The 26,032-nt window shown below is 71.7% G+C and carries 20 protein-coding genes and 1 tRNA gene; 10 read left to right on the forward strand and 11 right to left on the reverse strand.

Annotated features, from left to right (window positions below; genetic code table 11):
• Position 1: 1 nt before the first annotated feature.
• From OG490_RS01235 to OG490_RS01245, 3 genes are all read right to left on the reverse strand, one after another.
• Positions 2-1,705: a methyltransferase gene (locus OG490_RS01235; RefSeq protein WP_330294391.1), complete on the reverse strand. Its 1,704-nt coding sequence runs from the start codon at positions 1,703-1,705 to the stop codon at positions 2-4.
• Between the two features lie 199 nt (positions 1,706-1,904).
• A complete protein-coding gene (locus OG490_RS01240; RefSeq protein WP_330294392.1) occupies positions 1,905-3,119 on the reverse strand; it encodes a 4-hydroxybenzoate 3-monooxygenase in 1,215 nt (404 codons plus the stop codon).
• A 278-nt stretch (positions 3,120-3,397) separates the two neighbouring features.
• Positions 3,398-3,472: transfer RNA gene (locus tag OG490_RS01245), tRNA-Trp, on the reverse strand.
• 317 nt (positions 3,473-3,789) lie between these two features.
• On the opposite strand from OG490_RS01245, the gene OG490_RS01250 reads away from it, so the two are divergent.
• A complete protein-coding gene (locus tag OG490_RS01250) occupies positions 3,790-4,353 on the forward strand; it encodes a DUF5133 domain-containing protein (protein WP_330294393.1) in 564 nt (187 codons plus the stop codon).
• A 28-nt stretch (positions 4,354-4,381) separates the two neighbouring features.
• On the opposite strand, the gene OG490_RS01255 is transcribed toward OG490_RS01250, so the two are convergent.
• Positions 4,382-5,188 (reverse strand): DUF4328 domain-containing protein, encoded by an 807-nt coding sequence (locus OG490_RS01255; protein WP_330294394.1) that lies wholly within the window; start codon positions 5,186-5,188, stop codon positions 4,382-4,384.
• A 321-nt stretch (positions 5,189-5,509) separates the two neighbouring features.
• Between OG490_RS01255 and OG490_RS01260 the strand changes: the two genes are divergently transcribed.
• Positions 5,510-6,631 carry a nucleotide disphospho-sugar-binding domain-containing protein gene (locus OG490_RS01260; RefSeq protein WP_330294395.1) on the forward strand — a complete coding sequence of 374 codons (1,122 nt, stop codon included), beginning with the start codon at positions 5,510-5,512 and terminating at the stop codon, positions 6,629-6,631.
• Positions 6,632-6,816: 185 nt separating this feature from the next.
• Complete coding sequence (locus tag OG490_RS01265; RefSeq protein WP_330294396.1) at positions 6,817-8,247, forward strand: amidase; 1,431 nt, start codon at positions 6,817-6,819, stop codon at positions 8,245-8,247.
• 75 nt (positions 8,248-8,322) lie between these two features.
• On the opposite strand, the gene OG490_RS01270 is transcribed toward OG490_RS01265, so the two are convergent.
• Complete coding sequence (locus OG490_RS01270) at positions 8,323-8,985, reverse strand: deoxynucleoside kinase (protein WP_330294397.1); 663 nt, start codon at positions 8,983-8,985, stop codon at positions 8,323-8,325.
• Between the two features lie 475 nt (positions 8,986-9,460).
• Here OG490_RS01270 and OG490_RS01275 point away from each other — a divergent pair, with 475 nt between their 5' ends.
• The 3 genes from OG490_RS01275 (at position 9,461) to OG490_RS01285 (ending at position 14,806) form a co-directional block, all read left to right on the forward strand.
• Complete coding sequence (locus OG490_RS01275; protein ID WP_330294398.1) at positions 9,461-11,797, forward strand: M9 family metallopeptidase; 2,337 nt, start codon at positions 9,461-9,463, stop codon at positions 11,795-11,797.
• A 153-nt stretch (positions 11,798-11,950) separates the two neighbouring features.
• Positions 11,951-13,093 carry a cytochrome P450 gene (locus OG490_RS01280; RefSeq protein WP_330294399.1) on the forward strand — a complete coding sequence of 381 codons (1,143 nt, stop codon included), beginning with the start codon at positions 11,951-11,953 and terminating at the stop codon, positions 13,091-13,093.
• A 135-nt stretch (positions 13,094-13,228) separates the two neighbouring features.
• A complete protein-coding gene (locus OG490_RS01285) occupies positions 13,229-14,806 on the forward strand; it encodes a purple acid phosphatase family protein (protein WP_330294400.1) in 1,578 nt (525 codons plus the stop codon).
• A gap of 77 nt (positions 14,807-14,883) precedes the next feature.
• Here the strand turns inward: OG490_RS01285 and OG490_RS01290 are convergent, their stop codons facing one another.
• Positions 14,884-16,569, reverse strand: coding sequence for a carbohydrate binding domain-containing protein (locus tag OG490_RS01290; protein ID WP_443065730.1), 1,686 nt, complete (start codon positions 16,567-16,569; stop codon positions 14,884-14,886).
• 275 nt (positions 16,570-16,844) lie between these two features.
• On the opposite strand from OG490_RS01290, the gene OG490_RS01300 reads away from it, so the two are divergent.
• From OG490_RS01300 to OG490_RS01310, 3 genes are all read left to right on the forward strand, one after another.
• Positions 16,845-17,102, forward strand: a complete 258-nt coding sequence (locus OG490_RS01300) for a hypothetical protein (protein ID WP_330294401.1) — start codon at positions 16,845-16,847, stop codon at positions 17,100-17,102.
• A 24-nt stretch (positions 17,103-17,126) separates the two neighbouring features.
• Positions 17,127-18,113, forward strand: a complete 987-nt coding sequence (locus OG490_RS01305) for a glycoside hydrolase family 26 protein (RefSeq protein ID WP_443065731.1) — start codon at positions 17,127-17,129, stop codon at positions 18,111-18,113.
• Positions 18,114-18,426: 313 nt separating this feature from the next.
• Positions 18,427-19,545: a glycosyltransferase gene (locus OG490_RS01310; RefSeq protein WP_330294402.1), complete on the forward strand. Its 1,119-nt coding sequence runs from the start codon at positions 18,427-18,429 to the stop codon at positions 19,543-19,545.
• A 77-nt stretch (positions 19,546-19,622) separates the two neighbouring features.
• On the opposite strand, the gene OG490_RS01315 is transcribed toward OG490_RS01310, so the two are convergent.
• The 3 genes from OG490_RS01315 to OG490_RS01325 form a co-directional block, all read right to left on the reverse strand.
• Positions 19,623-20,603: a zinc-binding dehydrogenase gene (locus OG490_RS01315; RefSeq protein WP_330294403.1), complete on the reverse strand. Its 981-nt coding sequence runs from the start codon at positions 20,601-20,603 to the stop codon at positions 19,623-19,625.
• 85 nt (positions 20,604-20,688) lie between these two features.
• A complete protein-coding gene (locus tag OG490_RS01320) occupies positions 20,689-21,273 on the reverse strand; it encodes a TetR/AcrR family transcriptional regulator (RefSeq protein ID WP_330294404.1) in 585 nt (194 codons plus the stop codon).
• Between the two features lie 122 nt (positions 21,274-21,395).
• Complete coding sequence (locus OG490_RS01325; protein WP_330294405.1) at positions 21,396-23,129, reverse strand: peptide-N4-asparagine amidase; 1,734 nt, start codon at positions 23,127-23,129, stop codon at positions 21,396-21,398.
• Between the two features lie 207 nt (positions 23,130-23,336).
• Between OG490_RS01325 and OG490_RS01330 the strand changes: the two genes are divergently transcribed.
• Entirely contained in the window at positions 23,337-24,134 is a 798-nt protein-coding gene (locus OG490_RS01330) for an N-formylglutamate amidohydrolase (protein WP_330294406.1), read from the forward strand.
• Between the two features lie 13 nt (positions 24,135-24,147).
• Here OG490_RS01330 and OG490_RS01335 read toward each other — a convergent pair whose 3' ends face one another.
• Together OG490_RS01335 and OG490_RS01340 are read right to left on the reverse strand one after the other, a co-directional pair.
• Positions 24,148-25,359, reverse strand: coding sequence for an FAD-dependent monooxygenase (locus OG490_RS01335; RefSeq protein WP_330294407.1), 1,212 nt, complete (start codon positions 25,357-25,359; stop codon positions 24,148-24,150).
• A complete protein-coding gene (locus tag OG490_RS01340; RefSeq protein ID WP_330294408.1) occupies positions 25,356-25,961 on the reverse strand; it encodes a chorismate pyruvate-lyase family protein in 606 nt (201 codons plus the stop codon). The genes OG490_RS01335 and OG490_RS01340 overlap by 4 nt, the downstream gene beginning before the upstream one ends.
• Positions 25,962-26,032 lie beyond the last annotated feature (71 nt).

The following is a 26,032-nucleotide window of genomic DNA, read 5'->3' on the forward strand; positions in this document are numbered from 1 at the left end:
CTCAGGCGCCGATCTCAGGAGCGGCCTTGCGGGCGTGCAGGACGTACGCCTCCAGGGGCAGGGGCGTGCGGTCGATCAGTTCCAGTCCGGCGTCGGCGAGCAGTCGGGCGTAGTGCTCGCCGCGGCGCTCGCGGCCGCCGACGTTGCACATCATGTGGAGGTCCCAGGCCGTGGCGAGCGAAGGGGAGCCGTCGGTGGGCAGGAGCCGCTCGATGACCAGCAGGTCGGCGTGGTCGGGCATCGCGCGGGCGCAGTGGCGCAGGATCTCCCGGCACCGGTCGTCGTCCCAGTCGTGCAGGATGCGGGAGAGGACGTAGACGTCGCCACCGTGCGGCACGTCCGCGAAGTCACCGCTGCGGTAGTCGCACCGGGCGCCGCAGCCCGCGGCGTCGAGCGAGCGGCGGGCGGCTTCCACGGCGTGGGGGCGCTCCAGGAGCGTGCCGCGCAGCTTCGGGTGTGCGGTGAGGATGCGGCCGAGGAGTTCGCCGTTCCCGCCGGCCACGTCGACGACGGTCCGGGGGGTGGGAGCCTGGGCGGCGGCGGTGATCACGGGGTGGGCGGGGAGCGGCTGGAACATGCGTGAACTCGCGGCCATGGAACGGTCGAAGAGGTCGGCGAGTTCGGGGTCGCGGGCGAAATGGTCGAAGTGGTTCTCGCCGAAGAGGTGGTCGAAGGCCGGCTGCCCGGTCCGTACGGTGTGGTCGAGGGCGCCGAAGGACCGGTAGAAGGGGCCCGCGTACATCAGGGCCAGCGGGCGCATCGAGTCCGGGGAGTCCGCACGGAGCAGGGCCCCGAGCGGGGTGAGGCGGAAGCCGTCCTGTCCCCCGGTGTCCTCGGCCACGATGTCGAGCATCGTGAGGTAGCGCAGGAGCGTGGCGAGGCTGTCGGGGTGGGTGGCGGTCCTCCGGGCCAGTTCCCGGGTGCTGGTGGCGGCATCGGTGTCCATGGCCTCGGGCAGCCGCAGGCGTGCGAACGCGGCGAGGGCCTGTGTGGTCCACGCTCCGGTGAGGAGGTGGAGGAGCGTCTCCGCCGGCCGGCCCGCGCCGGGGCGCTCGTCGAAGTGGGCGGCGAGGGCGTCCCGGTGGTCGCCGTGCATGTAGAGCTCGATGCGCCGGTAGCCGTAGGTCTCGCCCGCCGGGGTGGTGAAGTAGAGGACGGTGCCGTCCTCGTGCGGGTTGTACCCGCCGCCGTCGGGGCGGGCGCCGTGCCGGGTGAGTACCGTGCACAGACCGCGCAGCACCAGCGGGTCCGGTTGCTCCAGTTCGAAGGCCAGGTGGGCCTCGTGGCCCCGGGCCCGCTCGTGCGCGGCGACCGCTTCCAGGTCCGAGCCGGCGGGCACCGTGAGGGCGAACACCTCTACCGCGCGGCGCTCCCCGGCCGGGCCCCGGACTGCGGGGCGCAGGATCCGTACGTCGAGTTCGCCCGTGCCTCGGCGGTGGCGTCGGGCGAGCCGTTCCCGTACGACGACGCTGGGTTGGGACGGGGTGTCGGCGGCGAGCCCGCAGTCGGCGAGTCGGCTGCTCAGATCCTGCGGGTCGGTCGGGAAGAGCAGCAGGCCGGCGTGGACGAACCGGCAGTGCGCGGCCAGCGAGTTCAGTTCCGTGCCGCGCAGGCCGGGCAGCAGGAGGGGCAGCAGGGTGGCGGTGTCGTGTTCCCGTACGAAGGCGGCTGCCGCGCGCAGGCGGGCCGTGTCGTCGGGAAGCATCGTTTCGCCTGAAAGCGCAGATGCGTCGGGGAGGGTCGCTACGTCGGGGAGGGTCGTCGTCATCGGGGAGGTTTCCTCGGGTGGCGGGTGCTGGGGCGGAGCAGGACGGAGTGGGGTGGGCCGGCGTGGGCCGGGGGTGCGCCGGGGGGGGGCGCCGGATCGGTCGGAGCGGGGTGGGGTGGCGCGGGCGGGACGGTGGTCAGACGCCGACGTAGTTCTCGGCGAACCAGTCCTGGTGGGCACGCGAGGTGCGCAGGGAGTCGAGCCGGGCGCGCCGCAGGGAGGCGTGGAAGAACGATCCGCCTGAGGCGTCCTGGCCGGGAATCGCATGCAGCAGCCCGGTCATCCACTGGGTGAACTCCTGCGCCCGCCAGATGTGCGCCAGGCACTGGGCCGAGTAGCGGTCGAGGGCCGTGCCGTCCCCCGCGGCCAACGCTTCTACGAGGGCTCCGGCCAGGATCTCCGCCTCCAGGACGGCAAGGTTCGCACCCTTCCCGGCGGCCGGGGCGGTCAGGCTCGCGGCGTCACCGGCGAGCAGGAGCGAGCCGTGGCGCAGCGGTTCGACCACGTCGCACGCCAGGTCGACGACGCCGCGCTCGGTGATCGGCCCCCTGTGCAGCGGGCCGTGCTCCGCGGCGCGCATCCGCAGGTCGAGCTCGTCCCAGATCCGCTCGTCGGACCAGGCGTCGGCGGGGGCACCGCGCCAGCACTGCAGGTAGTAGCGCGTGACCTGCGCGCTGCGGGCCATGTGGCCGGCGAAGCCTCGGTCGTGGACGGCGTAGCCGACGGCATCGAGGCTGGGCGGCGCTTCGGCGAGCAGCCCGAGCCAGCTCACCCCGTGGTCGTGGTGGTGGCGCACCGCATCGGGCGGCAGCGAGCGGCGGGCTGCTCCGTGCCGGCCGTCGCAGCCGGCCACGTACCGGGCGTCCCACCGGGTGGGGCGGCCGTCCGGCTCGCGGGTGGTGACGTAGGGCCGGGCGCCGTCGGCATCGTGGACGGCCAGCGCCTCCGTACGGAAGCGGATCCGCCCGCCGGCTTCGCAGTAGTGCGCCAGGAGGTCGGTCAGCAGGTTCTGCTGCGGGTAGACGGTGTGCTGCTCGCCGCGGCCGAGGGCCCCGTAGTCGAGGCGGAAGCGGCCGTCCCCGGTGCGGAACTCGCATGTGCCGTGCGTGCGTCCGTGGCGGTGGAGCCCGGCGGCGAGGCCGTGGCGTTCCAGGATCCGTACGGTGTTCGGCGCCAGGAAGCCGGCCCGGGCCCGGGTCTGGACCTGTAAGCGAGCGGCGCGTTCGAGGACGACGCAGTCGATCCCGGCGGCGAGCAGGAGGTTGGCGAGCACGAGGCCGGCGGGGCCGGCGCCGAGAACGACGACGTCGGCCGATTCGCGTAACGCTTGGCGGTTCTGACTTTCTTTCATAGATCGGGAATCATAAACACGGAAGAACTCGCGGATGATCAAGAGTAATCCGAATGCGGTAATAGGCAGACGATCACTAGATCTGCGAATACCGCAGATATGACGGTGCTTGCGCCAGGCGGCCGGGGGCGCCCGGACGGCCGGATTCTGCGCCCAGGCGCACGGTGGGGTCGTACGTGCAGACCTCGCCGCACACGGAGTCGGAGAAGCCGCCTTTGGCGCCCGGGGGCCGGCCGACGCGGCCGACGCCTTCGCGCTCAGGAGGTTGAATGGGAAGGCGGAGCCGGCCGGATTCGAACCGGTGTCCTCGCGATTTTGGAGACCGCGCGCGTCGACCTCTGCGCTACGGCTCCGCCCCGTCCCTCATTGTGCCCGATCGGCGTGCGCGCCTCGAAGCGGGCCTGCGCGTCCCGGATACCGGGCCGGGGCCGGTCCCGCACGGACTCCGCGCCACACGGGTGCCAACCCGCCACTAGTGCGGCTCGTGCCCCACGCAGGGACGGCAGGCATACCTTCCCTACGCGGACCACCTCGCCGCCCCCCGCTGGCCTGGATTGAAGGGACCCCTGTGCCGACTCCCGAAGACCCGACGCGCCCCGCTGCCACCATCCTCCTGACCCGTAGGCACCCGGCGTCTGCGCCGACGGCCACCTGGGCGGTCGGGATACTCATGGCCAGGACCCCGTGCTCGGAACGCGATGCCCAGCGGATCCTCGCCACGGCCGCCGGTCACGCCGCCGTCAGCGCCGAAGACCTGGCCGCCGCCATGGTCTCGGCGGCCCGCGGCACCTCGCTGCCCGCCCGGGTCGAACGTGCCCTGCACCACGCCGTCGAAGCCGCCCGCACCCCCGCCCCGACCCACGGGCCCCGAAGAGCCGGGCTCACGCCGAGCCCCTCCCGGACCGAAGACGCCCTGACCCGACTGCGCGGCTGCCAGGCCCGCCTCGCGGCCGCGCCCCAGGACCCCGCCGCCCTCCAGGCCATGGACGACTCCGTCTACACCCTGTCCGTACTCATGGGCCGGACCACGGCCCACGAAGCCGTCGCCGCGGCAGAAGAGCACCTCGCCGCAGCGGCCGGCGGGGCAGAGGTCCTGCCGCTGCCGGTCCGCGCGTTCCTCCGTGGAATCACCCCGCCCCTCCTCCCCACCGCCCGGGACGCCGCTCCCACCTCCGGCGCCTCGGCCCCGGCTTCTGCCCCTGAGGCCCCGCGTCAAGTTCCGGAGCGGGTCTGACGCCGGGGCCGCCGAGGCGCTGCCCCTGCTACTCGGCCGCGTACGGTCCCGTCGTAGCCCTGGCGGTCTGGAGGGCCGCCAGCTTGTGTACGAGGCGGATCGCGAGGAGGGCGGCGACGAACGACAGCACGCCCTGTACGGCGCCGACGGTGGCGGCGGCGGAGAGGCCCGCCGCGTCGGCGGTGCTCTCGTACACGGCCCCGTACAGGCGGTCGGCGAGCAGGGACAGCAGCCACATCAGCCACCACCAGGTGATGAACGCGGTCGAGGCGGGCCGGTCGGATCCGTCGGGACCGAGCTGGCGGCTCGCCTCCCAGGTCTCCCTCGCCATGCGGCACGGGATGACCAGGTTGCCGAAGGGTATGAACCAGCCGCCGATGGCCCAACCGCTGCCCCGGGTGGCCGTGTCGGGCCTGAAGACCTTCGCGGTCCTGTGGGCGCGGTAGAACCAGATGATGAAGACGACGGCCGTGGCGAGCAGGACCGGCAGCTGGATGGTGGCGGCCAGCGCCATCAGCACGTCCGGCGGCGTGAGGCTGTCCGGGGCGCCCGCGTCCGGGTACTGGCCGTCCTCCAGGACCGAGCGGACGTACAGGTTGGTACCGGTCAGGAACAGGGCGTACGCGGCGGAGACCGCGAGCAGCACGATCGTGGCGATGGAGAGGCCGCGGGGCGGACGGGGTGCCACCGGCAACGGGTTCCAGCCCGGCAACGGCTTGAAGGGGACCGCTTCGTGGGCATGGCCTTCGGCGTGGGCGTGGCCTTGGCCTTGGGCGTGGACCTGGGCTTGGTCGGGGTTCGCGGGTGGCGGTGAGCCGGGCGCGCTGAAGGACATGAAGTGGTACCCCCCACGGGAACAGGAACCTGTGATCTGCAAAAGGAAAGGGCCCGCTGACGCGCGGGCGCGGTAGAACCTACGTCGGACCGGACCCGCACGCAAACGGCATTTCCCGAGATCAGACGGGGTGACGGCAGATCCCTCGGCCGGTCTGCCGGTTGGTTCTGCGCGGCCTCCGGCCACAACACCCATAACAGAACGTCCGGTTATCGACCCCCTCCCGGGAACACAGGGTCTCTTCCCGACAGTTCACCGGGGAGAACCAGGGCGAGCCCGCACAAGTCGTCCTGGACCGATAAGCCTTGGGCAAGGAGAACCGTGCGCATACTCTTCACCGGACCGGCCGCGGCCGGCCACGTCTTCCCGATGATCCCCACCGCGCAGGCCCTGCGCGCCGCTGGACACGAGGTGCTGTTCGCGAGCTCGCAGCCGTTGCACCGGCTCCGCGAGGCGGGATTCGCGATCGTGGAGATCGGCGACGGGCGCACCATCAGGGACGTGCTCGAGCAGTCCAGCGGCGAGGAACTGCGCTACGTAGCCCCCGACATGACCCCGGACCAGATTCTCGACAGGGCGGCCCGCGGCTTCGCGCTGGTCTCCCGCGCCACTGTCGACGGCCTGCTGGAGGTCGCCGACAGCTGGAGTCCCGACCTGCTGGTCTACGACTCCTTCCAGGCCTCCGCCCCGCTGGTCGCGGCCAAGCTCAAGATCCCGTCGGTGCTCCAGAACTTCGGCATCACCTCCGGCCTCGACATGGTCCGCCGGCTCGCCGACCACTTCACCGAGGCCTACGAGACGTACGGGGTCGCCGGCCCCGCACAGCCCACCGCGCTGAACATCGTCCCCGCCTCGCTCGGCGGTGACCCGGGCGGCCTGCGGATGCGCTACCTCCCCTACAACGGCGGCGGCACCGTCCCCGCCGAGCTGCTCCGCCGCGGGACCCGTCCGCGCGTCGTCATCACGCTGGGCACCGTGCTGACCGAGCTGGACGGAGTCCGCGCCATCATCCGCCTGATCGAGGCCGCCGCCTCGGTGGACGCCGATTTCCAGCTCGCCGTCGGGGACGCCGATCTCACCCCGCTCGGCACCCTCCCCGACAACGTCCGCCCACTGCCCTGGATCCCGCTGGCCGAGCTGCTGACCGCCTCCGACGCACTGATCCACCACGGCGGCTCCGGCACCCTCCTCACGGCCCTTCAGGCCGGCCTGCCCCAGCTCCTGCTCCCCCAGGGCGCCGACCACTTCACCAATGCCGCGGCGCTCACCGCGACCGGCGCCGCCCTGCGCTCCACCTCCGACGGCATCGACGCCCCGCTCCTCACCCGCCTCGTCACCGATACCGCACTGCTCGAAGCCGCCGCCCGCCTCCGGGCGGAGAACGCCGCCCTGCCCACGCCTGCCGAAACGGTTCCGGCCCTGGAGGCCCTGGCCGCTTCCTAGAGCGCGGCACGACAACCGGTGGCGAGGCGGCGCCCGGAGCCCCGCCACCACCCGTGGCTCGGGACACGGCCGACACCGACCGAGCCCCTCGGCGACATCGAATGGATGGGCGAACCCCCTCGCGTGTTACTCGGCGGTACGGAATGATGGCGGGCAACCATCCAACGGCGGGGGCTGAGGCAGCGGTGACGACTTTCGACGAACGGGCCATCGTGCACGCATTCCGGGACGACGCCCTGGGAGAGCACGACGCCGTGGGGCTCGCCGCGGCGATCCGGCGGGGTGAGGTCTCACCCGCCGAGGCCGCCCGGGATGCCGGGGAGCGGGTGCGGGCGGTCGACGCACGGCTGGGCGCGGTTCAGGTGCGCGTCGAAAGCCCTGCGCACGGCGCAGGAGCGGGCGGCGCCGGAACGGACGGCGCCTTCGCCGGCGTACCGGTCTTCGTCAAGGACAACACCGACTTCCAGGGGCTGCCCACGGGCCACGGCAGCGCCGCCTTCCGCCCGAAGGCGGCCCGGCAGCACGCGCCGTTCGTCCGGCAGCTGTTGAGCAGCGGAGTCACCGTACTGGGCAAGACCCGGCTGCCCGAGTTCGGGTTCAGTCCGACCACCGAGTACGACGGCGCGGAGCCGGTGCGCAACCCGTGGCACACGGGCCGTTCGGCGGGCGGTTCCTCGGGCGGCAGTGCGGCGCTGGTCGCTGCCGGCGCCGTGCCGATCGCGCACGCCAACGACGGGGGCGGTTCGATCCGGATACCCGCGGCCTGCTGCGGACTCGTCGGCCTCAAGCCGACCCGTGGCCGTGTGGTGGCGAGCGCTCTGGGCCGCCCGATGCCGATCGATCTCATCTCCGACGGAATCCTGAGCCGTTCCGTGCGGGACTCGGCCGCGTTCCTCGCCGCCGCGGAGAGGCACTGGCGGAGCCCCGGGCTGCCGCCGCTGGGTCTGGTGGAAGGCCCCTCGGCGCAGCGGTTGCGCATCGGGTTCCTGCTGGACTCGCCGAACGGCGTCCGCTCGGACGACGCCACCCGGGCGGCGGTCACGGAGACCGTGGCGACGCTCGGAAAGCTCGGACACACCGTGGAACCGGTGGAGTTGAGCATGGACCCCAGTTTCACCGACGACTTCCTGACGTACTGGGGGATGCTGTCCTTCTTCCTCGGCGTCACGGGCCGGACCCTCGGCGCGGACTTCGACCGCCGCCGCATGGACGGCCTCAGCCAGGGGCTGCGCGAGGAGTACCTCCGCAACTGGCGGCGGACTCCCGGCGTCCTGCGGCGGTTGAAGCGTACGAGGGAGGCGTACGCGGCGTCCTTCCGCGGCCTCGACCTCATCCTCTCGCCCGTGCTCGCCCAGACCACGCCGGCGATCGGCCACCTGAGCCCGACCGTTCCCTACGCGCAGCTGATCGAGCGGATCCTGGCATACGTGGCGTTCACCCCGGTGGACAACGTCGTCGGCACTCCGTCGATCTCGTTGCCCACCGCGAGCGCGACGGCGGAGGGGCTGCCCATCGGCGTCATGTTCTCCGCCCGCCCCGGAGCCGAGCGCAGGCTGCTGGAGATCGCCTTCGAGCTGGAGGCCGACCGGCCCTTCCGCCGGATCCAGGACCAGTAACAGCGGATCCCGGACCAGCGGCATCGGCACTGTCCGCCGGTCCGGGACGGGCCCGCGCCGTGCGCGGGTCCGGCCTCAGGCGCGGAGCCTGCTCGCCGCCAGGGCGTCCTTGACCTCCTGCGCCACGCGGGCCGCGTCCTCGGGGTTGTTCACCACGTCGGTCCGGTTCATGTCGATGACGAGGACTTCGCTGGCCGAGTAGTGCTTGTGCACCCAGTCGTCGTAGCCGGACCACAGCGTCCGGTAGTACTCGACGAGGCTCTCGTCCTGCTCGAAATCGCGGCCCCGCAGCCCGATGCGGTGCAGCACCGTCTCGAAGTCCGCCTTGAGGTAGACCATGAGATCCGGTGCCTTGCGGTAGGGCAGGCCGTCGATCTCGCGCATCATCTCGTTCAGCAGGCCCTCGTACACGCCCATCTCGAGGGTGCTGATCCGGCCCAGGTCGTGGTTGACCTTGGCGAAGTACCAGTCCTCGTAGATGGACCGGTCGAGGACGTTGTCGCCCTGCTTGTACGCCTCCTTGATCGCGGCGAACCGGGTCTGCAGGAAGTAGAGCTGGAGGAGGAAGGGGTAGCGCTTCGCCTGGATCTCTTCGGGGCTCGACGTGTAGAAGAGCGGAAGGATCGGATTGTCTTCCACGCTCTCGTAGAAGACTTCGCTGCCGAGCTCCTTGGCGAGCAGTTCGGCCACGCTCGTCTTGCCGATTCCGATCATGCCTCCGACGCAGATCACTGGCATACCTCGCTTCTCCCTGGGGGTCTTGTGTTCGCGGGCGGGTGGGGTGGGCGCGCCACACCACTGGGGCGCGTGTCGGCGATCACTCGATTCCCCAAGGTCTTCATGATCGGCGCCATGCGGTCCCCGTCCGGTCCGGGGCCCGGCGCAGGACGCCCTCCTCGACCGGCCCGACCGGCTGACCGGCCGTTGTGGAGTGCCGCGTCAGCGACGAGCCGCCGCCCCGCGGCCGCCTTGAAGCATAAATGACGCTCCGGCCCGCCCCGGCCAGAGCACCGGCACCCGCCTCACCTCGGTGTCCGGTGCGGGTGGTTGGCGTGGATCTGCGCCGGAAGTTGACAACGTTTCAGTTGCGGTAGCCGGAAAATCTGGCCAAAAACCTTACGGCGCGATGCGACATGTGAAATTTTACATGTCACACATCAAACGCCCGTGTTTCCAGCACACGCGGCCACAACGGCCCCGGAGGCCCCCACAGATGCATCCCTTCCGGATATCGAAGGCCAACGCGCGCAGACTTCCCGCGCTCGGCGCAGCCGTCTTCATCGCACTCGGCCTCTTCGCACCACAGAGCCAGGCCTCCTCCGCAGGCGCCGCCACCCGGGCCGCCGCACACGCCAGTGGAACCACGGGCCCGGCGCCGCGGTCGATCCCGGTCCCCAAGTCACCCGACGCGCTGCGCAGCGTCCCCCGCTTCCGGATCTCCTCCCAGGACAGTGCCGAGGAGATCCCCCCGGCGCCCGCCCCGGTGGCCGCCCCGACCGCCAAGCCCAGCAAGCTCGGCCAGCAGTCCCCGGCCGCCGCCGCGGACGAGTGCGGCGACCTCTCCGGCGTGATCAACGCCACGGGCAGCGCGCTGGTGCAGCAGCTCAAGGCCCTCCCCCGGATCAGCTGTACGTACCCGCTGTTCAACCTCACCGGGGAGGACGCGCGCAAGGCGTTCCGCGAAGCGCAGATGGTGACCGTCGCCAATGCGCTGCGCGACGCCTCCGCCACCTACTCGGGCAGCAACAGCGCCGCCGTCGGACAGCTGGTCCTGTTCCTGCGCGCCGGCTACTACGTACAGGACAACCACGCGGACGTCGTCGGCGACTACGGCACGGCGCTGAACGGCGCCGCGCTCGGCGCGCTGGACGCGTTCTTCGCCGCCCCGCACAGCAAGGACGTCACCGACGCCAACGGCGAGATCTTCAACGAGGTCGTCACCCTGATCGACAGCACCCACGCGGCCGGCCGCTACGCCGGCGTCGTCAAGTGGATGCTCGGCAGCTACGACGGCACCTGGCCCGGTCAGATGAACCTCGCCATGCAGCACGTGGAGTGGGTCGTCGAGAACGGCTTCAAGGCCAAGAACGACGACCGCGGCTGGCGGGCCGCCCTCAAGGCCGACCCCGCCGTCCTCGACACCTGGGCCGGCTTCATCACGCGCAACAGCGCGCAGCTGAACCGCCTGGACGTCGTCAGCAACGTCGGCCGCTACCTCGGCTACGCCCTCGATGTCCCCGAGCTCAAGGACCGGGTCCGGCCGCTGCTGAAGGACCTGATCAACCGCTACCCGAACGTCGGCCCCACCGCCCCGATCACCATGAACCTGGGCTGGTACACGCGCCAGTACGACAGGTACAACTGCGCGGCCTACGCCATCTGCGATCTGGGCGAGCGCGTCCTCCCGGCGGTCCTGCCGATCCAGCACACGTGCACCCCGGGGCTGAAGATCCGCGCCCAGGACATGTCCCCCGGGCAGCTGGACAGCACCTGCACCAGCCTGGTCAACGAGGACGCCTACTTCCACCGGGTCATCGGCGACAAGGGCGCGATCCCCGGCGACGTGAACACCAGCCTCGAGGTCGTCGTCTTCGACGACTACACCCAGTACTCGCTCTACGCCTGGGCCATCTACAACATCGACGTCGACAACGGCGGCATGTACGAGGAGGGCAACCCGGCCGCCGTCGGCAACCAGGCCCGCTTCATCGCCCACGAGGCCAGCTGGCTGCGCCCGGACTTCCAGATCTGGAACCTCAACCACGAATACACCCACTACCTCGACGGCCGCTACAACATGGCCGGCGACTTCGACGCCAGCCTGACCACGCCGACCATCTGGTGGGTCGAGGGCATCGCCGAGAACATCTCGTACGGCTACCGGGGCGTGCGCAACGCCGACGCGATCGCCGAGGCCGGCAAGCAGACCTACAAGCTCAGCGACCTCTTCGACACCGTCTACGGCCAGGACGCCGACCCCGACGTCAACTCGAACCGGGTCTACCGCTGGGGCTGGCTCGCGGTCCGCTACATGCTCCAGGCGCACCCCGCCGACGTCCAGACCGTGCTGGGCAAGTACCGCGCCGGTGACTGGAACGGCGCCCGCACCGTCCTGAAGCAGACCATCGGCACCAGCTACGACGCCGGCTTCGCCACCTGGCTGACGACCGCCTGCGCGACCAACGACTGCGGCCCCCTGCCGGAGGCCCCGTCCACCCCGCTGTGCACCATCAGCGACCCCCGTCAGTTCGACGGGAACTGCCGCCGCGACAACCTCGCGGCGGTCACCGGGAACTACAGCTACCACTTCGTGTACCTCCCGGCCGGCGTCAAGCAGCTGACCATCACCAGCAGCGGCGGCACCGGCAACGCCGACCTGTACTACGGCGGCAGCAGCTGGGCCACCACCAGCAGCTACCAGGCGAAGTCCACCCATGCCGGCAACGGCGAGACCCTGACGATCGACAACCCGCCCTCCGGCTGGGTCTACTTCAGCCTCGCCGCCGCGCAGGACTTCAGCGGCGTGAGCCTGTCCACGCAGTCCAAGTAACCGGCCCGCCGGGGTCTGCGCGTACCGCAGCCGGTCCTTGCCGTCCGATCGCGGACGGCAAGGACCGGCTGCGGCGTGCGACTGACTGACTGACGGGGCAAGATCCTTGATCGAGGGGTTATTTCAAGCCACCGTCGGCATTAGCCTGCTCGGATGGACGAGTGGGAGCGCTGGGAACACCGGGTCCAGACGGCCGCGCACCCGGTGGCGTACCGGCTACTGAAGGCCGTCGCGGCCCGCGGCCCCGTGGTGCGGGTGCCGCGGGTCGGGGTGGTGGTGAGCGATGCCCGGACGGCCCGGGACGTGCTCCTGGACACCGAGGGGTACACGAAGACCGGCCCGGGGGCGGCCGGCGGACTGTGGACCCCGGTACTCGGCCCCCGGGCGCTGATCAACATGGAGGGCCCGGAGCACGCGGCGCTGCGCCGGCGCCTGGGCGGACTGTTCACGCCGGGGCACGTGGCGGCCGTCTGCGAACGGGTGCTGCGCGGCCCGTTGGGCGAGATGGAGCGGCGGCTCGCGGCGGGCGGGGAGGTGGACCTCGTACGGGTCGTGCGCGACGGCGCCACCGAGGTGATCCGCGAGCTCGTCGGACTCCGGGACACGGAGGCGGATTTCGCCCGGGCGGCCGCGGTCGTAGCGGGCGTACGGCTTTGGCGCACTTCTCTGACTGGGCGTCAGGCGCGGGAGGCGAGAGGGGCGTTGGCCCGCCTCGGGGATGCGGCGGCGGCCGCCTACCGGGCGGGTGACGAGTCGACGGTGCCGGGGCGGCTGCGCGCGCTGGGGCTGGACGAGGCGGAGGCGCGGGCCGCGGTCGTCGTGTTCCTGCTGACCGGCACCGAGACGCTGGTCTCCTTCGTGCCCCGGCTGATCGCGCTGACCCACGACGCCGGCCTGGGCCCGGACCGGATCACCGACGCGCTGATCGAGGAAGCGCTGCGGGTGACGTCGCCGACACCGCTGATGCTGCGCAGCGCGGCGCGGGCGGGACGGATCGGGGGCGTACGCGTGGAGGCCGGCGAGCGGGTGGTCATCGCCACGCTGCTGTGCACCCGGGCGTACGGGTCCTTCGCTCCTGACGGCGCTCCCGACCGGCCCGACCCTGCCGAGCTGCGCCGACTGTGGTTCGGCGCGGGACCGCACTTCTGCCTCGGGATGCCGCTGGCGATGGCCGAGGTCCGGGCGGTGGTCGGGGCGCTGCGGGGCTTCCCGGGACTGCGCATCGTCCGCCGGCGCCCGGCCCGCGGAGTGCTGATACCCGCCTACGCCCGGCTGTCGCTGCGCGCGACCGGCTGAAGCGGGCCGTACGCCGTCAGGTGGGGCGGGTTGGCCCGGGGATGGGCAATTCCGGGGATTCTCATGGGTGTCCCTCCCCCGTCCGTTCACCTCGCGGCGAACTCCTCGTCGCCTCGGACCGTGAGGTTTGCAGCCATGGACCTTCCCGATTTCGGCATCCCCGAGAAGCTCGCCTCCCGGATGAGCATGGCCGAGCAGCACGACTACCTGCGCTCGAAGTTCACCCGGCGCGGCGCACTGCGCGCGGGTGCGGTGACCGCGGCCGTCGCCGGTGCCGGCCTGAGCCTCGGTGCGGCCTCGCCCGCGTACGCGGCTCCGGCCGTGCTGACCTCCACCGAGCGGCGCGGTGTCGACGGCTCGCTGGCCGCGCCGTTCGCACGGCACTTGCAGTACGGCGCCGACCCGAAGACCCAGATGCGGGTGTCCTGGCAGGTGCCCTTCGCGGTGAAGAAGCCGTACCTGCGCGTGGGCACCAGCCCCTGGGCACTGAGCACGAAGATCGAGGCCGAGGTGCGCCACCTGAGCACCCCGGTCCTGAACGGCGGCAAGATCGCCGCGGCCGAGCAGTTCTACCTGCACGTGGGCCTGGACCGGCTGAGGGCCGGTCAGACCTACTACTACGGGGTCGGACACGAGGGCTTCGACCCCGCGGACCACCGCAACCTGGGCACGCTCGGCACCTTCACCACCGCCCCCTCGCACGCCGAGAACTTCACCTTCACCGCCTTCGGCGACCAGGGCGTGAGCTACCACGCACTGGGCAACGACGCGGTGCTGCTGGCCCAGAACCCGGCCTTCCACCTGCACGCGGGTGACATCTGCTACGCCGACTCCTCCGGTTCGGGCACCGCCGGCGACACCTACGACGCGCGGGCCTGGGACCAGTTCCTGGCTCAGACGGAGACGGTGGCCAAGACCGTGCCGTGGATGGTGACGACCGGCAACCACGACATGGAGGCCTGGTACTCGCCCCAGGGCTACGGCGGCCAGAACGCCCGCTGGTCCCTTCCCGACAACGGCCCGGACCCGGTCAACCAGCCCGGCGTGTACTCGTTCGTGCACGGCAACGTCGGAGTCGTCGCGCTCGACGCGAACGACATCTCGTACGAGATCCCCGCCAACTTCGGGATCAGCGGCGGGAAGCAGACCGCGTGGCTGGACCGTCGGCTGGGCGAGCTGCGCCACCACCGCGACGTGGACTTCATCGTGGTGTTCTTCCACCACTGCGCGTTCTCCACCACCAGTGCGCACGCCTCGGAGGGCGGGGTGCGCGACGTGTGGGTGCCGCTGTTCGAGAAGCACCAGGTGGACCTGGTCATCAACGGCCACAACCACGTGTACGAACGGACCGACGCCATCAAGGGCAACAAGGTCGGCCGCAAGGTCCCCATCGGCGAGCGCACCGACCCGACGCGCGACGGCATCGTGTACGTCACGGCCGGTGCGGCGGGGCGTTCGCTGTACAGCTTCCCGGTGCCGGACTCGTACGAGGGCCACGTCGCGGACCGCGACAGCGTCGACACCTACCGGTGGGTCAAGGGCGGTGCGAAGGCGACCGAGACGGTGGAATGGTCGCGGGTGCGCTACACCAACTACTCCTTCCTCGCGGTGGAGGTCGAGACGGGCCGTTCCCCGAAGCTGAAGGTCAGCGCACTGGCCGAGTCGGGCCAGCGGATCGACCACTTCGAGATCCAGCGGGGACACGGTCGCTAGGCCCTTCGCGGGCACGGGGCCGGAGCCCCGTTCAGGGTGAACGAAGCCCCAGGTCGGCGACGACCTGGGGCTTCTGATCAACGGCCCTGCAGGGACTTGACGTTGTCGCCGAAGGTCCAGCTCTTCGAGCCGTCCCAGTTGACCGACCACGTCATGAGCCCCTTCAGCGAGCCGCCGAAGGCGTTCCACGACTGGCCGACCAGGCTCGGCGCCATGTAGCCGCCGCCCGCACCGGGCTGGGCCGGCAGGCCGGGCACCTGCTTGTCGTAGGGCACCTTGATGGTGGTGCCCTGGATGGTCAGGCCGTTGTTCAGGCAGGTGGTCTGCGCGGTGAAGCCCTGCACGGTACCGGCCTGGTAGGAGTCGCCCGAGCAGCCGTACATGCTGCCGTTGTAGTACTGCATGTTCAGCCACCACAGCCGGCCGTTGTCGGCGTACTTCTTGATGATGGGCAGGTAGGCGCCCCAGATCGACCCGTAGGTGACGCTTCCGCCGGTGACGTACGCGGTTTCGGGGGCCATCGTCAGGCCGAAGCCGGCGGGCATCTGGGCCAGCACGCCGTCGATGATGCGCACCAGGTTGGCCTGGGAGGCGGACAGCGTGTTGATGTTGCCGCTGCCGGACAGGCCGGTCTCGATGTCTATGTCGATTCCGTCGAAGTTGTACTTCTTGAGGATCGGGACGACGGTCGCCACGAACCGGTCGGCGACGGTGCTGGAGCCCAGGTCGATGCCGGCGGCGGCTCCGCCTATCGACATCAGGATCGTCGCCCCGGCCGCCTTGGCCTGGCACATTTCGGCGGGGGTGGCGACCTTGACGTTGGCGTCCATGCCGTCCTGCCACTGGACGGTGCCGTCCGAGAGGATCACCGGGAAGGCCGCGTTGATGACGTTGTAGCCGTGCGCGGCGATCCGGCTGTCCGTGATCGGGACCCAGCCCATGCCGGGATGGACCCCGTTCGAGGCGCCGTCCCAGTTCTCCCAGTACCCCTGCAGGACCTTGCCCGACGGCCTGGGCTTCGTGGGGCAGGTGTCGCCCTGCGGCGGCGTGGTGGTGGGCGGAGCGGTGGTCGGCGGGGCAGTGGTGGGCGGGGCGGTCGTCGGCGGAGCGGTGGTGGGCGGAGCGGTCGTCGGCGGGGCGGTCGTCGGCGTGGGGCTGCTGCCGCCGGGGCCGGTGAGCGCCACGTCATCCGCGTAGTAGGCCGGCTGGCCGTACCAGCCGTGCAGGTAGACGGTCACCGAGGTGGTGTTCGGCCCGGTGCTGAAGCCGACGCTGAGCTGCCCGTACGACGGGCTGTTCGGCGTCCAGGTGGACGGGGTGCCGGTGATGCCGGTGCCGGTGGCGCCCAGGTAGACGTAGCTGCCCTGGACGTAGGCGCTCAGGGTGTACTGGGAGTTCGGCTGCACGCTGATGGTCTGGGTGCACTGGGCGTTGTCCTGGCCGGCCGGTGTGGCCTTGAGCGCGGAGGCACCGGAACGGACCGGGCTGCTGACGGCCACGGCGGAGCCGCTGGAGCAGGTCCAGTCGGAGAGTCCGTTCTCGAAACCGGAGTTGGCCACCAGGTTGGTGGCGACGGCCCCGGCGGTGACGGCCCCGGCCGAGACGGCGCCCGCCGCCGCGAGGCCTGCGCCGACGACGGCTGCGGCGCTCACCACGGCCAGGGAGCGGCTCAGGACGGTCGGTCCGTGCTGGGCACGGCCGGTGGGCGGAGCAGGGCGGATGTCTCCCGGGAGACGTGGAGTGCGCGACCTTCGACGGAACATGCTGCGCTTCCTTCCGGCCGAGCGTCATGGACATGACCGACGCGTGGGGGTGCGGCGCCCGGCGCTGGGTGAGGTGGGGACATGTGGGGCTGTGCCGGACCGGATCGTAGGAGGGCCGGCAGGGGCGGTCAATAGGTCTGGACCAAAGGCGGGTTCAGCGTCCGGCCCGAACCTCTCCCCCGGATGGCGGCGGGGAAGGGTGACAGCAGTGGCAGTCCGCCCGGGCGCACCCAAGACTCGTTCCGTGGGGGAACACGAGGAGAGGGCAGCGGCCAATGGAGCAAGCCGAGGACGAAGGCGTCATCGCACGCCCGATCGGTACGGTGCCTCCGCACCGGAGCAGGGCCGGGCGCCTGAGGGCTGCGATCGGGCGAACCAATCTGCTGCCGCCGTTCTTGGTGCTCACGGTCATGATGGTGGCCCTGTGGCTCATGGGCATGCCGTTTCTGCAGGCCCTGACGATCTCGACCGCCGTGAAGATCGCGCTGGCCCTGCTCGAACTCCGTCGGCGGCCCGGCTCTCCCGACCGCTGACACCGCGACCCCTGTGGAGGCACCATGTCCCGTCGGGCCCGCTGGCTGGCGGGTGCCTGCGCGAGTACGGTCGCCGTCGGCCTGCTCGTCACCGGGGGCGCCCTCGCCACGCCGCCGCAAGAGGATTCCGACCGCAGCGCACGGACCGAGGTGGCCGTGGGCGCCTACCTCCACTACGGCTCGCCCGGCGTCGAGAGGATGCGCGAGCTCTCGCGCTGGCTCGGGGGTACCGAGCTGCGCGCCGGACACACCTACCTGCCCGGCGACACCTGGTCGAACATCGAGGGCGCACCGGATTCACTGCGCAGCTGGGCGCGGTGGCGCAAGGCGAAGGCGGACCGGCTGTTCGTCCTGAACGTGCCGATGCTGGAGCACAACGAGGCCGGCGTCCCGGACGGCCGGGTGGCCGAGCTGATCGGCTCCGGCGCAGAGGGTGAGTACGACCACCACTTCCGGCGGCTGGCCGAGCGCCTGGTCGCCCTCGGGGTGCCCGACACGGTGATCGTGCTCGGCTGGGAGATGAACGGCTTCAACTACACGCACCGGTGCCGGCCCGACCCCGAGAACTGGCAGAGGTACTGGCGGCGCATCGTGGCCGCCATGCGTTCGGTGGAGGGGCAGCGGTTCCGCTTCGACTTCGCACCCAACCGCGGCGGTGACGCGATCGCCTGGACCCGGTGCTACCCCGGCGACGACGTGGTCGACATCATCGGCATGGACAGCTACGACCAGCCGCCGGGCTCTACCTTCCGCGAGCAGGTCACCCAGCCCTACGGACTACAGCACCAGGTCGACTTCGCGAAGGCGCACCACAAGCTGATCTCGTACCCCGAATGGGGGCTGTTCCGCAACGGCGACAACCCCGATTACATGCGGCGCATGCTGGTATGGATCGCCGAGCACAAGCCGCTCTACCACAGCATCACCGACTACTGCCCGCACGGCGTGTGGCAGTGCACCAAGAACCCGCGCTCCGCACGGGTCTTCCGGGAGCTCCTGTCCGCCAAATGAGGATCCGGGCCGGCTCTTTCGGATGCGGCGCCGCGCAGGTGTTACCCGTGCCAGAGCCGGGTCGCACCTCCGTAGCAGTCCCACTGGGTCACGGCGGTCCCGTTGTCCCGGATGTTCCCACGCGGGTCGAGCAACTTTTAGGACGATCCCGGACGTTCTCGGACAGGTGGCACAGGCATCGGGGGCCCCTTTGGATTCGGCCAGCCGTCGAGATCGTCCGGAATTCGCCCGCCTCTACGGAAACTGACGCGGCAGCCGACGCGTTCCACGGTCTGTCAGGGGAATCAAAGGGCTCCACCCGAGGAGTAACTCCGTGCGCATCCTGTTCACCGGCCCCGCTTCGGCGGGCCACCTGTTCCCGATGGTGCCGACCGCCCAGGCGCTTCAGGCTGCCGGGCACCACGTGCTGTTCGCCGGTTCGGCCCCGCTCGACCAGCTCCGGCAGACCGGTCTGCCCACCGCCGAGATCGGCGACGGCTCGACGCTGATGGAGGCCTTCCGGCGCGCCTCGCACGGCACCGACCCGCAGTTCGTCAACGACGGCAGCAGCCCGGAGGACATGGAGCGGCTGGCCGCGAGCGGCTTCGCGGAGCACGGCCGGGTCACCATCGAGGACCTGCTCGCCCTCGCCACCGCCTGGCGGCCGGACCTCATCGTCCACGCCGCCTTCCAGGCCGCCGCACCCCTGGTCTCCGCGGCACTCGGCATACCCGCCGTGGTGCACAACTTCGGCGTCATGTCCGGTCTCGGCATGGTCGGCAGGCTCGCCGGCCTCTTGGACGACGAGTACCGGGCCCGCGACCTCCAGGGCCCGGCCACCCGTACCGTCCTGGACGTCGTACCCGCCTCGCTCGGCGGCGACGGGACCGGATGGCGGGTCCGCTACGTGCCGTACAACGGCGGCGGAACGGTGCCCAGTGACCTCCTGGCCCGCGGCTCCCGACCGCGGATCGCCGTCACCCTCGGGACGGTGGTGACCGCGTACGCGGGCGTCAACCCGGTCGCCCGGTTGGTCTCCGAGGCCGCCTCCGTCGACGCCGACTTCCTCCTCGCCGTCGGCGACACCGACCTGAGCCCGCTCGGCACCCTCCCCTCCAATGTCCGCGCCCTGCCCTGGGTGCCGCTCGCCCAGCTCCTGGACACCGCCGACGCAGTCGTCCACCACGGCGGCTCCGGCACCATGCTCACCGCCGCCGCCCGGGGCGTCCCCCAGCTGATCCTCCCCCAGGGCGCCGACCACTTCATCAACGTCGACGCCGCGACGGGCCTGGGCTTCGCCCTGCGCGCGAGCGACGAGAGCGTGGACGCCGCCCTGCTCAGCCGCCTCCTCACCGACGACGACCTGCGCAAGGCCGCCGCCACCACCCAGGCCGACATCGGCGCACTGCCCTCCCCCGCCGACCTCGTCGCCTCCTTCGAAGCCCTCGGGTAGCGCCGACTCCCCGGGGCTCGCCGTGCACGGCAGGCGGGCGAGCCCGGGTGGGGAGGGCGGGGCGTGGTCGGGGTGTCTCAGTCGACGCGGACGGCCATCTTGCCCAGCGCCCCACCCGCTTCCAGGACCCGGTGGGCTTCGACGATCTCGTCGAACCGGAAGATCCGGGTCGGCCCCGCCGGCAAGGCTCCCGATGCGACCTTGGCGTAGATCGCGTCCAAGGGGACGGCAGTCAGAGGGAATTCGGGGCTGCCCAGGACGAAGGCGCTCCCGAAGAAGCTGAGTTGCACGCCCGTGGGGAGGTCGGTGAGCGGGTTGAACTCGCTCACCGGCTCGAAGCCGCCGAGGAAGCCGAGCTGGCAGACCCGGCCGCGGAGGCGGACCGTGGCCAGGGAGTCGCGCAGGGCGTTGTTGCCGACGAGGTCGAAGACCGCGTCGACGATGCGGTCGCCCCCGTTGACCTGGGCGGCCAGGTTGCCGTCGTCGATGAGGACGTCCTCGGCGCCGAGTTCCTTCAGGAGGGGCGCGTGCGCCGGGTTGCGGGTGGTCGCGAGCACGTTGGCGCCGTGGTCGACGGCGAGGTTGACGGCGGCCTGGCCGAGGGCGGAGGTCGCTCCGCGCACCAGGACCCGCTCGCCGGGGCGCAGGCCGAGGTTGCCGAACAGCCCGTACCACGCGGTCGCGTAGACCTCGGGAACGGCCGCCAGCTCGGCCCATCCCAGTGAGGAGTCCACGGCGGCCACGTTGGTCGCCGGTGCCGTGACCAGCTCGGCATAACTGCCGTTGCGGGTACGGCCCATGCCGCCGAGGATCGCCACGACGCGGGTTCCGGGGGCGAGCCGGCCCGAGGGGTCGGCCTCGACCAGTCCGGCGCACTCGATCCCCGGGACGGCCGCGACCTCTCCCCAGGCGCCCGCGCGCATGTAGGCCTCGGCGTGGTTGAGGCCGAACGCCTTGACCCGGATCAGCACCTCTCCGGGTGCGGGCACGGGGTCGGGCAGGTCGGTGACGTGCAGTACCTCGGGAGCTCCGTAGGAGGAGATGACGATGGCCTTCATTGCATCGGGTCCATTCTTGAATGGGTATTCAACTATCGGGTCCGAAAAAAGAGCCACCGCATGCGGTGGCCCCTGACGGGAGTCTTCAGACGAGGACGGCGAAGGCGTTGTCCACGATGGCGCGCAGTACCGTCCCGTCAGGATTGGCCTTCCCCACGACCATCAGCCCCTGGCAGGTCGCGACCATCAGCTTGGCGCTGCCGCCCGGATCCACCGAGGCGCGCACCTCACCGGCGTCCCGGGCGTTGCGCAGGGCGGTGGCCATGCACTGCTCCAAGCGGGCCAGATGGCCGCGCACGACGGCGGCGGCCTCGTCGTCCTCGGCCGCGTTCTCGATGGCGGTGTTCACCAGCAGGCACCCCTGCCGGCCCTCCGGACTGAGCAGGTCGCCCACCAGTCCGTCGAAGTAGCCGCGCAGCTCGGCCAGGGAGGCGCCGGGCGCCGCCAGCTCGCCCAGCTTCTGCGGCACGACCAGCGCGGAATACCGCTCCAGCGACTTCAGGAACAGCGTGCGCTTGCCGCCGGGGAAGGCGCTGTAGAGACTGCCGGGCTTCACCCCGGTCGCCCTCACGAGATCTTCGATCGACGTGGCCTTGTAGCCCTGCCACCAGAAGCGCAGCATGGCCTGGTCCAGCACTGCTTCGGGCTCGAATTCGCGGGGGCGGGGCATGACTCGAAAATACATGAATGGTCATTCAAGAACAAGGTCGTCCCGCCGCTCCCCCCTCTCGATCCCCGTCTGCGCCCCCGCCTCCCCGCGGGGGCGGGGCAGGTCGCCCTGCCCCGCCGGGGTCAGCAGAGTCGGCGGTCCTGCGTGAGGGTGCCCTGAGCGGTGTTCACCGTGCGGTCGTAGCATCCGCCCGGCGCCCCGGTCCCGTACATCCGGTAGCGGGCGGAGGTGGTGGCGACCGCGTGGCGCTGGTCGCGCGGGACGTTCGCCGTGTAGCTCGCGTCGCCCGTGTACTGGTCGTCGATCCGGGACCGGTCGGTCTCCCGCCCGCCGCGCAGGGTGACGGCGTCGGCGCGGTCGCCGAGCGAGATGACCGTACGGAGCCGGTCGCCCGCACCGAGGGTGGTCTCGCCCTCCATGGTGTATGTGCGGTTGGTCCGGGTGGTGGTCGCTCCGCGCGTCACGCTCTCCTCGTCGGTCCAGGTGGCGCTCAGCCCGTCGCGGTCCTCCCCCTCGGTCCAGCGGTGGACGGAGGTGTTGTGCACGGTGCGCGTGACGGTCGTGGCCACCCGGCCGTGCGAGGTGTTCAGGTATCCGGCGACGGTCAGCCGGTGGCCGCCCTCGGTGTCCAGGCGGTGCTCGGAGCCGGGTGCGGCGGGCGTCCAGTGCGAGGAGTTGGCCGGATCGCTCTGCTCCTCGCGGGTGAGTGCGCCGGTGACGACCTCGCGGGCCGCGTCCTGCCAGAGCAGCAGGTTGGCGGGCGCGCTCCAGCCGCTCTGCCCGGCCGGCACTCCGGCGACGGAGACCTCGATGCGGTGCTGGCGGCCGTCGTTGAGGAGGGCGGCGTACGGGGTGAGGTCGTAGCGGACGGGCTGGACGTCGAAGGCCCGGGGCCCGGGGGTGACGTACCAGAGGAAGGGGTTGGACCAGCCGCCGGTCCAGACGGTCGGGAAGGGTGCGGCGATGCCCGCGAGCCGGCCGTCGACGGAGATCCGGACCTCGCGGTAGGGGCCGTCGGCCGCCTTGCAGGAGTACGGGGCCGGGTCGGGGGTGGTCATGTACCAGAACTCCTCGCAGCCGCCGCCGGAGCCCGTGGCGTAGACCTCGGCGAGCAGCCGCTCGGTGTTGCGCGGGAGGGTGACGGCCGGTGTGGTGAGCGGCAGGACGCGGTCCGGTACGGAGCCCGCGCCCGGGCGGCCGGTGTCGGCGCGGCCGTGGCCGGGGCCGGAGGAGCCCTCGGCCGCGTAGAAGGTCAGGGTGACCTTGACGTCGATGACTCCGGTGTAGGTGTCGTTGACGACGTTGCCGATGAGCATCTCGACGGGCTGCGGCCGGCTGAAGGTGTCCCGGTAATGGGTGACGTCCTTCTCCACGGACCAGGCGATGCCATCCGGCGAGGGCTCGGGGGTGGAGGTGTGGAAGATCTCCACCCCGCCGACGGAGAGGTGGCCGAGCCGGTCGAACTGGCGGCCCTTGACCTTGCCGTCGAGGCGGAGCACCACCTTCGCCCAGTCGGCCGTTCCGCATCCGGTGGGCGGCGTGTAGCTGCCCCGGTAGGGGGTGAAATCGCGGAACTGGACCTCGGCCAGGGTCACCTGGCAGGACCGGGTCGCGGGGTGCGCCACGGACGGGGCGGGGGTGAGGGGGTCGTGCCAGTCCGTTCCGAACTCCGCGGGCGGCGGCTCCGAGCCGGGCGCCGCCGGTGCGGGGGCGGCCTGGGCGGAGGCTGCTTGTAAGGGGGCGGCCGTCGCGAGCGTGCCGCCGGGTTCGGCCGCCGCTGCCGGGCCCGCGGCGGCGAGGGTGGCCGCCGCGAGGGTCAGCGCGCCGAGCGCGCCCATGATCCTGTGTCGTCTCATGGGCCCGCAGTGAAACCCGGCGCCGAACCGGGCGCCAGAGCGGCACGTCCGCACTGGCCGGATTTCGCCACCGACGGGCCGCACCCCTACCGGCCGACAGAGCAATTCCCGGGCCTGGCAGGGTGGTTGCACGGGAGGATGGGGCCGCCCGTCACACCCTGCCGGGCGCGCGCCTTCGGGCGCGGCCCGTTCACCGAGGAATCACACATGAACCACTCGCCCGAGCCCTTCCGGCTGCTTCCCGGATCCGGTGCGTCGCCGGTGATCCTGCACGTTCCGCACTCCTCGCGCGTCGTCCCGGAGGCGGTCCGCGCCGGCATCCTGCTGGACGGGCAGGCGCTCGAGCAGGAGCTCGACCACATCACCGACTCCTGCACGGCCGAGATCGCGGCGGCCGCCTCGGCCGGGGCCTCCGTCACACCGTGGCAGTTCGTCAATGGGCTGTCCCGTCTCGTCGTCGACCCCGAGCGCTTCCCCGACGACCGGGAGGAGATGCTGGCCGTGGGGATGGGCGCGGTGTACACGCACACCACCCACAGGCAGCGCCTGCGTCCGGACGGCTTCGAGCAACAGCCCCTGATCGACCGCTACTTCCACCCGTACGCGGACGCGATGACCCGGGCCGTCCAGGACCGCTTGGAGGCGGTCGGACGAGCCGTGATCATCGATGTGCACTCGTACCCGACCGTGCACCTCCCCTACGAACTGCACGGCGAGGGCGGTCGGCCGCCGATCTGCCTGGGCACGGACGCCTTCCACACCCCGGCGCCGCTCCTCGCCGCGGCGCAGAAGGCCTTCGCGGGCTTCGGCGGCACCGGGCTCGACAGCCCTTTCGCCGGCACGTACGTACCGCTGAGGTACTACGGCGAGGACGACCGGGTCGGCGCACTGATGATCGAGATCCGCCGGGACACGTACATGTCCGAACCGGGCGGCCCCGCGGGCCCCGGCCTCCCTGCCCTGGCGGCGGCTCTGACGGAACTCGTGGACGGTTTGACTCCGTAGTCCATTGGCTTCGCTAGGCCACGGGCGCCGCAGCAGGGTGCAGTCGGCCCGCGCCACCGTAGGTGCGGGCGAAGATCTCGCCCTCCGGGCCCGGGGCGGAGAGCCGTGCGAGGCGTTCGCGGCGCAGCCGGAGGCCGAAGGCGGACTGCTCCGCGTCACCCTGCGGAAGGTGCAGCAGCTCCAGCAGCCGGTCGGAGAACTCCTGCGTCGCCCAGGCGTCCTGCTGGCGCCGGCCTCCGTACCCGGCCAGGGTGTCCTCGTCGCCGTCGCGGTGGTAGCGCACCAGGCTGTCGGCGAGGTCGGCGACGTCGGCGACCGCCAGGTTGAGCCCCTTGGCTCCTGCGGGTGTCAGGACATGCGCCGCGTCTCCGGCCAGCAGCAGTCGGCCGGCGTGCACGTGGTGCCGGACCCGGCCCCGCAGCCGGAGCATGCCGACCTCGGTCAGCCCGCCCAGCAGGGGGTCCCCCGCCTCCGGCCGCAGTCCCAGGCGCAGCGAGAGCTGCTCGCGGATGCGGGACTCGGGCCACTCCGAGAGATCGGCGTCCGGCGGCACCTGGAGGTAGAAGCGTGCCAGCGTGGCTGTGCGCGGCATCATCCCGGCGAACCCCTCCTCGTGGAGGGCGTACCGGATGCCTTCCACCGGTCGGTCCACCTCGGCGAGTACGGTCAACCAGTCGTACGGGTACCGCCGCTCGACGGCTCCGTCCAGGTCCGCGGGGAACGACTGCGCGACCGTGCTGCGCGGGCCGTCGCAGCCCACGACGTGGTCGGCCTCCAGGACCTCGTCCTGGCAGCGGAGGAGCGGGCGGGGGCCCGAGGTGTCGACTTCGAGGACCGGACAGTCGAACCTCACGACGCCACCCGCCTCTTCCAGCGAGGCGATCAGGTCGCGGACCAGGAACTGCTGCGGATACACCCAGTGCCCGGCCCCGCCGGACAGGTCCCCGTAGGGGAGGTGGATCCGGTCCCCGAGGCACGTGAACTCGCACCAGTCGTGCCGGCCGCCCTCGGCCAGCAGCCGATCGGCGAGCCCGTGGTCGCGCAGGTACTCGACCACCCGGTGCTCGATCAGGCCCGCGCGGGCCTGCTGCTCCGTCCGGGCCCGGCTGGAACGTTCACGGACCTCGACCGAGACTCCGGCCCGGTGGAGCACATTGGCCAGGACGAGCCCGGCGGGCCCCGCGCCGACGATGGCCACCTGAACGTGGCGTCGGGGCGCGGTCACAGCCGGCCCGCCAGGGCCAGGGGGGCGCGCAGCGAGGCGGGGACGACCTCGGGGTTGAACAGCTCGGTGATGGTGGCGAACGGCTGCTCGCCGTGGAACAGGAGGTAGGTCTTGTACGCCGCGGGTTCCCCTCCCCAGGTGCCCAGTCCGACCTCGACGATCGTGCGCCGGTGGCCGGTCCCGGCCGCCTGGAGCATCCGGCCTATCGTCGCCGAACCGTCGGTGAGGCACGCCTCGACGGCCTCGGAGACCCCGGACCGGGCCACCACCACGTTGCGGGAGAGGTCCACGCCCTCCGATGACGCCAGTACGGAGCGCCGCTCCAGCAGCATCTCGTCGGCCGCGGCCTCCAGCAGGCCCACTGCTCGGGCGGGGGCATCGCCGGCAACGACCAGCCGGTGGCTCATCCGGCGGACGGAGACCGCGGAGCCGACCCAGGCCTCCAGCAGGGGCGTCGTCAGCCCGTCGCTGCCCAGGAGCAGCCGGGTCGCGGTGTGGGCGAAACCGTCGAGCTCTTCGCACAGGTCCCCGGCTCTTCGGACGGCGAGACCGTCCGGAACGAGTTCCGGATTCCAGGCGGAAGGCAGCGTCGGCGGAAGCATGGGCACCTCGGAGGAGTCGGGGAAGGTGAAGTGGGCGTGACCGCGAGTCTGGTGCAGTCGAACACGGCCGT

The organism is Streptomyces sp. NBC_00503, assembly GCF_036346895.1.
Taxonomy (GTDB): Bacteria; Actinomycetota; Actinomycetes; order Streptomycetales; family Streptomycetaceae; genus Streptomyces.

Coding starts and splice junctions, on each gene's coding strand:
- OG490_RS01330 (WP_330294406.1), top strand. CDS start 23,337: ATGAACCACTCGCCCGAGCCCTTCCGGCTGCTTCCCGGATCCGGTGCG.
- OG490_RS01340 (WP_330294408.1), bottom strand. CDS start 25,961: ATGCTTCCGCCGACGCTGCCTTCCGCCTGGAATCCGGAACTCGTTCCG.
- OG490_RS01240 (WP_330294392.1), bottom strand. CDS start 3,119: ATGAAAGAAAGTCAGAACCGCCAAGCGTTACGCGAATCGGCCGACGTC.
- OG490_RS01255 (WP_330294394.1), bottom strand. CDS start 5,188: ATGTCCTTCAGCGCGCCCGGCTCACCGCCACCCGCGAACCCCGACCAA.
- OG490_RS01290 (WP_443065730.1), bottom strand. CDS start 16,569: ATGTTCCGTCGAAGGTCGCGCACTCCACGTCTCCCGGGAGACATCCGC.
- OG490_RS01325 (WP_330294405.1), bottom strand. CDS start 23,129: ATGAGACGACACAGGATCATGGGCGCGCTCGGCGCGCTGACCCTCGCG.
- OG490_RS01270 (WP_330294397.1), bottom strand. CDS start 8,985: ATGCCAGTGATCTGCGTCGGAGGCATGATCGGAATCGGCAAGACGAGC.
- OG490_RS01235 (WP_330294391.1), bottom strand. CDS start 1,705: ATGCTTCCCGACGACACGGCCCGCCTGCGCGCGGCAGCCGCCTTCGTA.
- OG490_RS01320 (WP_330294404.1), bottom strand. CDS start 21,273: ATGCCCCGCCCCCGCGAATTCGAGCCCGAAGCAGTGCTGGACCAGGCC.
- OG490_RS01315 (WP_330294403.1), bottom strand. CDS start 20,603: ATGAAGGCCATCGTCATCTCCTCCTACGGAGCTCCCGAGGTACTGCAC.
- OG490_RS01305 (WP_443065731.1), top strand. CDS start 17,127: ATGTCCCGTCGGGCCCGCTGGCTGGCGGGTGCCTGCGCGAGTACGGTC.
- OG490_RS01275 (WP_330294398.1), top strand. CDS start 9,461: ATGCATCCCTTCCGGATATCGAAGGCCAACGCGCGCAGACTTCCCGCG.
- OG490_RS01250 (WP_330294393.1), top strand. CDS start 3,790: ATGGCCAGGACCCCGTGCTCGGAACGCGATGCCCAGCGGATCCTCGCC.
- OG490_RS01280 (WP_330294399.1), top strand. CDS start 11,951: ATGGACGAGTGGGAGCGCTGGGAACACCGGGTCCAGACGGCCGCGCAC.
- OG490_RS01285 (WP_330294400.1), top strand. CDS start 13,229: ATGGACCTTCCCGATTTCGGCATCCCCGAGAAGCTCGCCTCCCGGATG.
- OG490_RS01300 (WP_330294401.1), top strand. CDS start 16,845: ATGGAGCAAGCCGAGGACGAAGGCGTCATCGCACGCCCGATCGGTACG.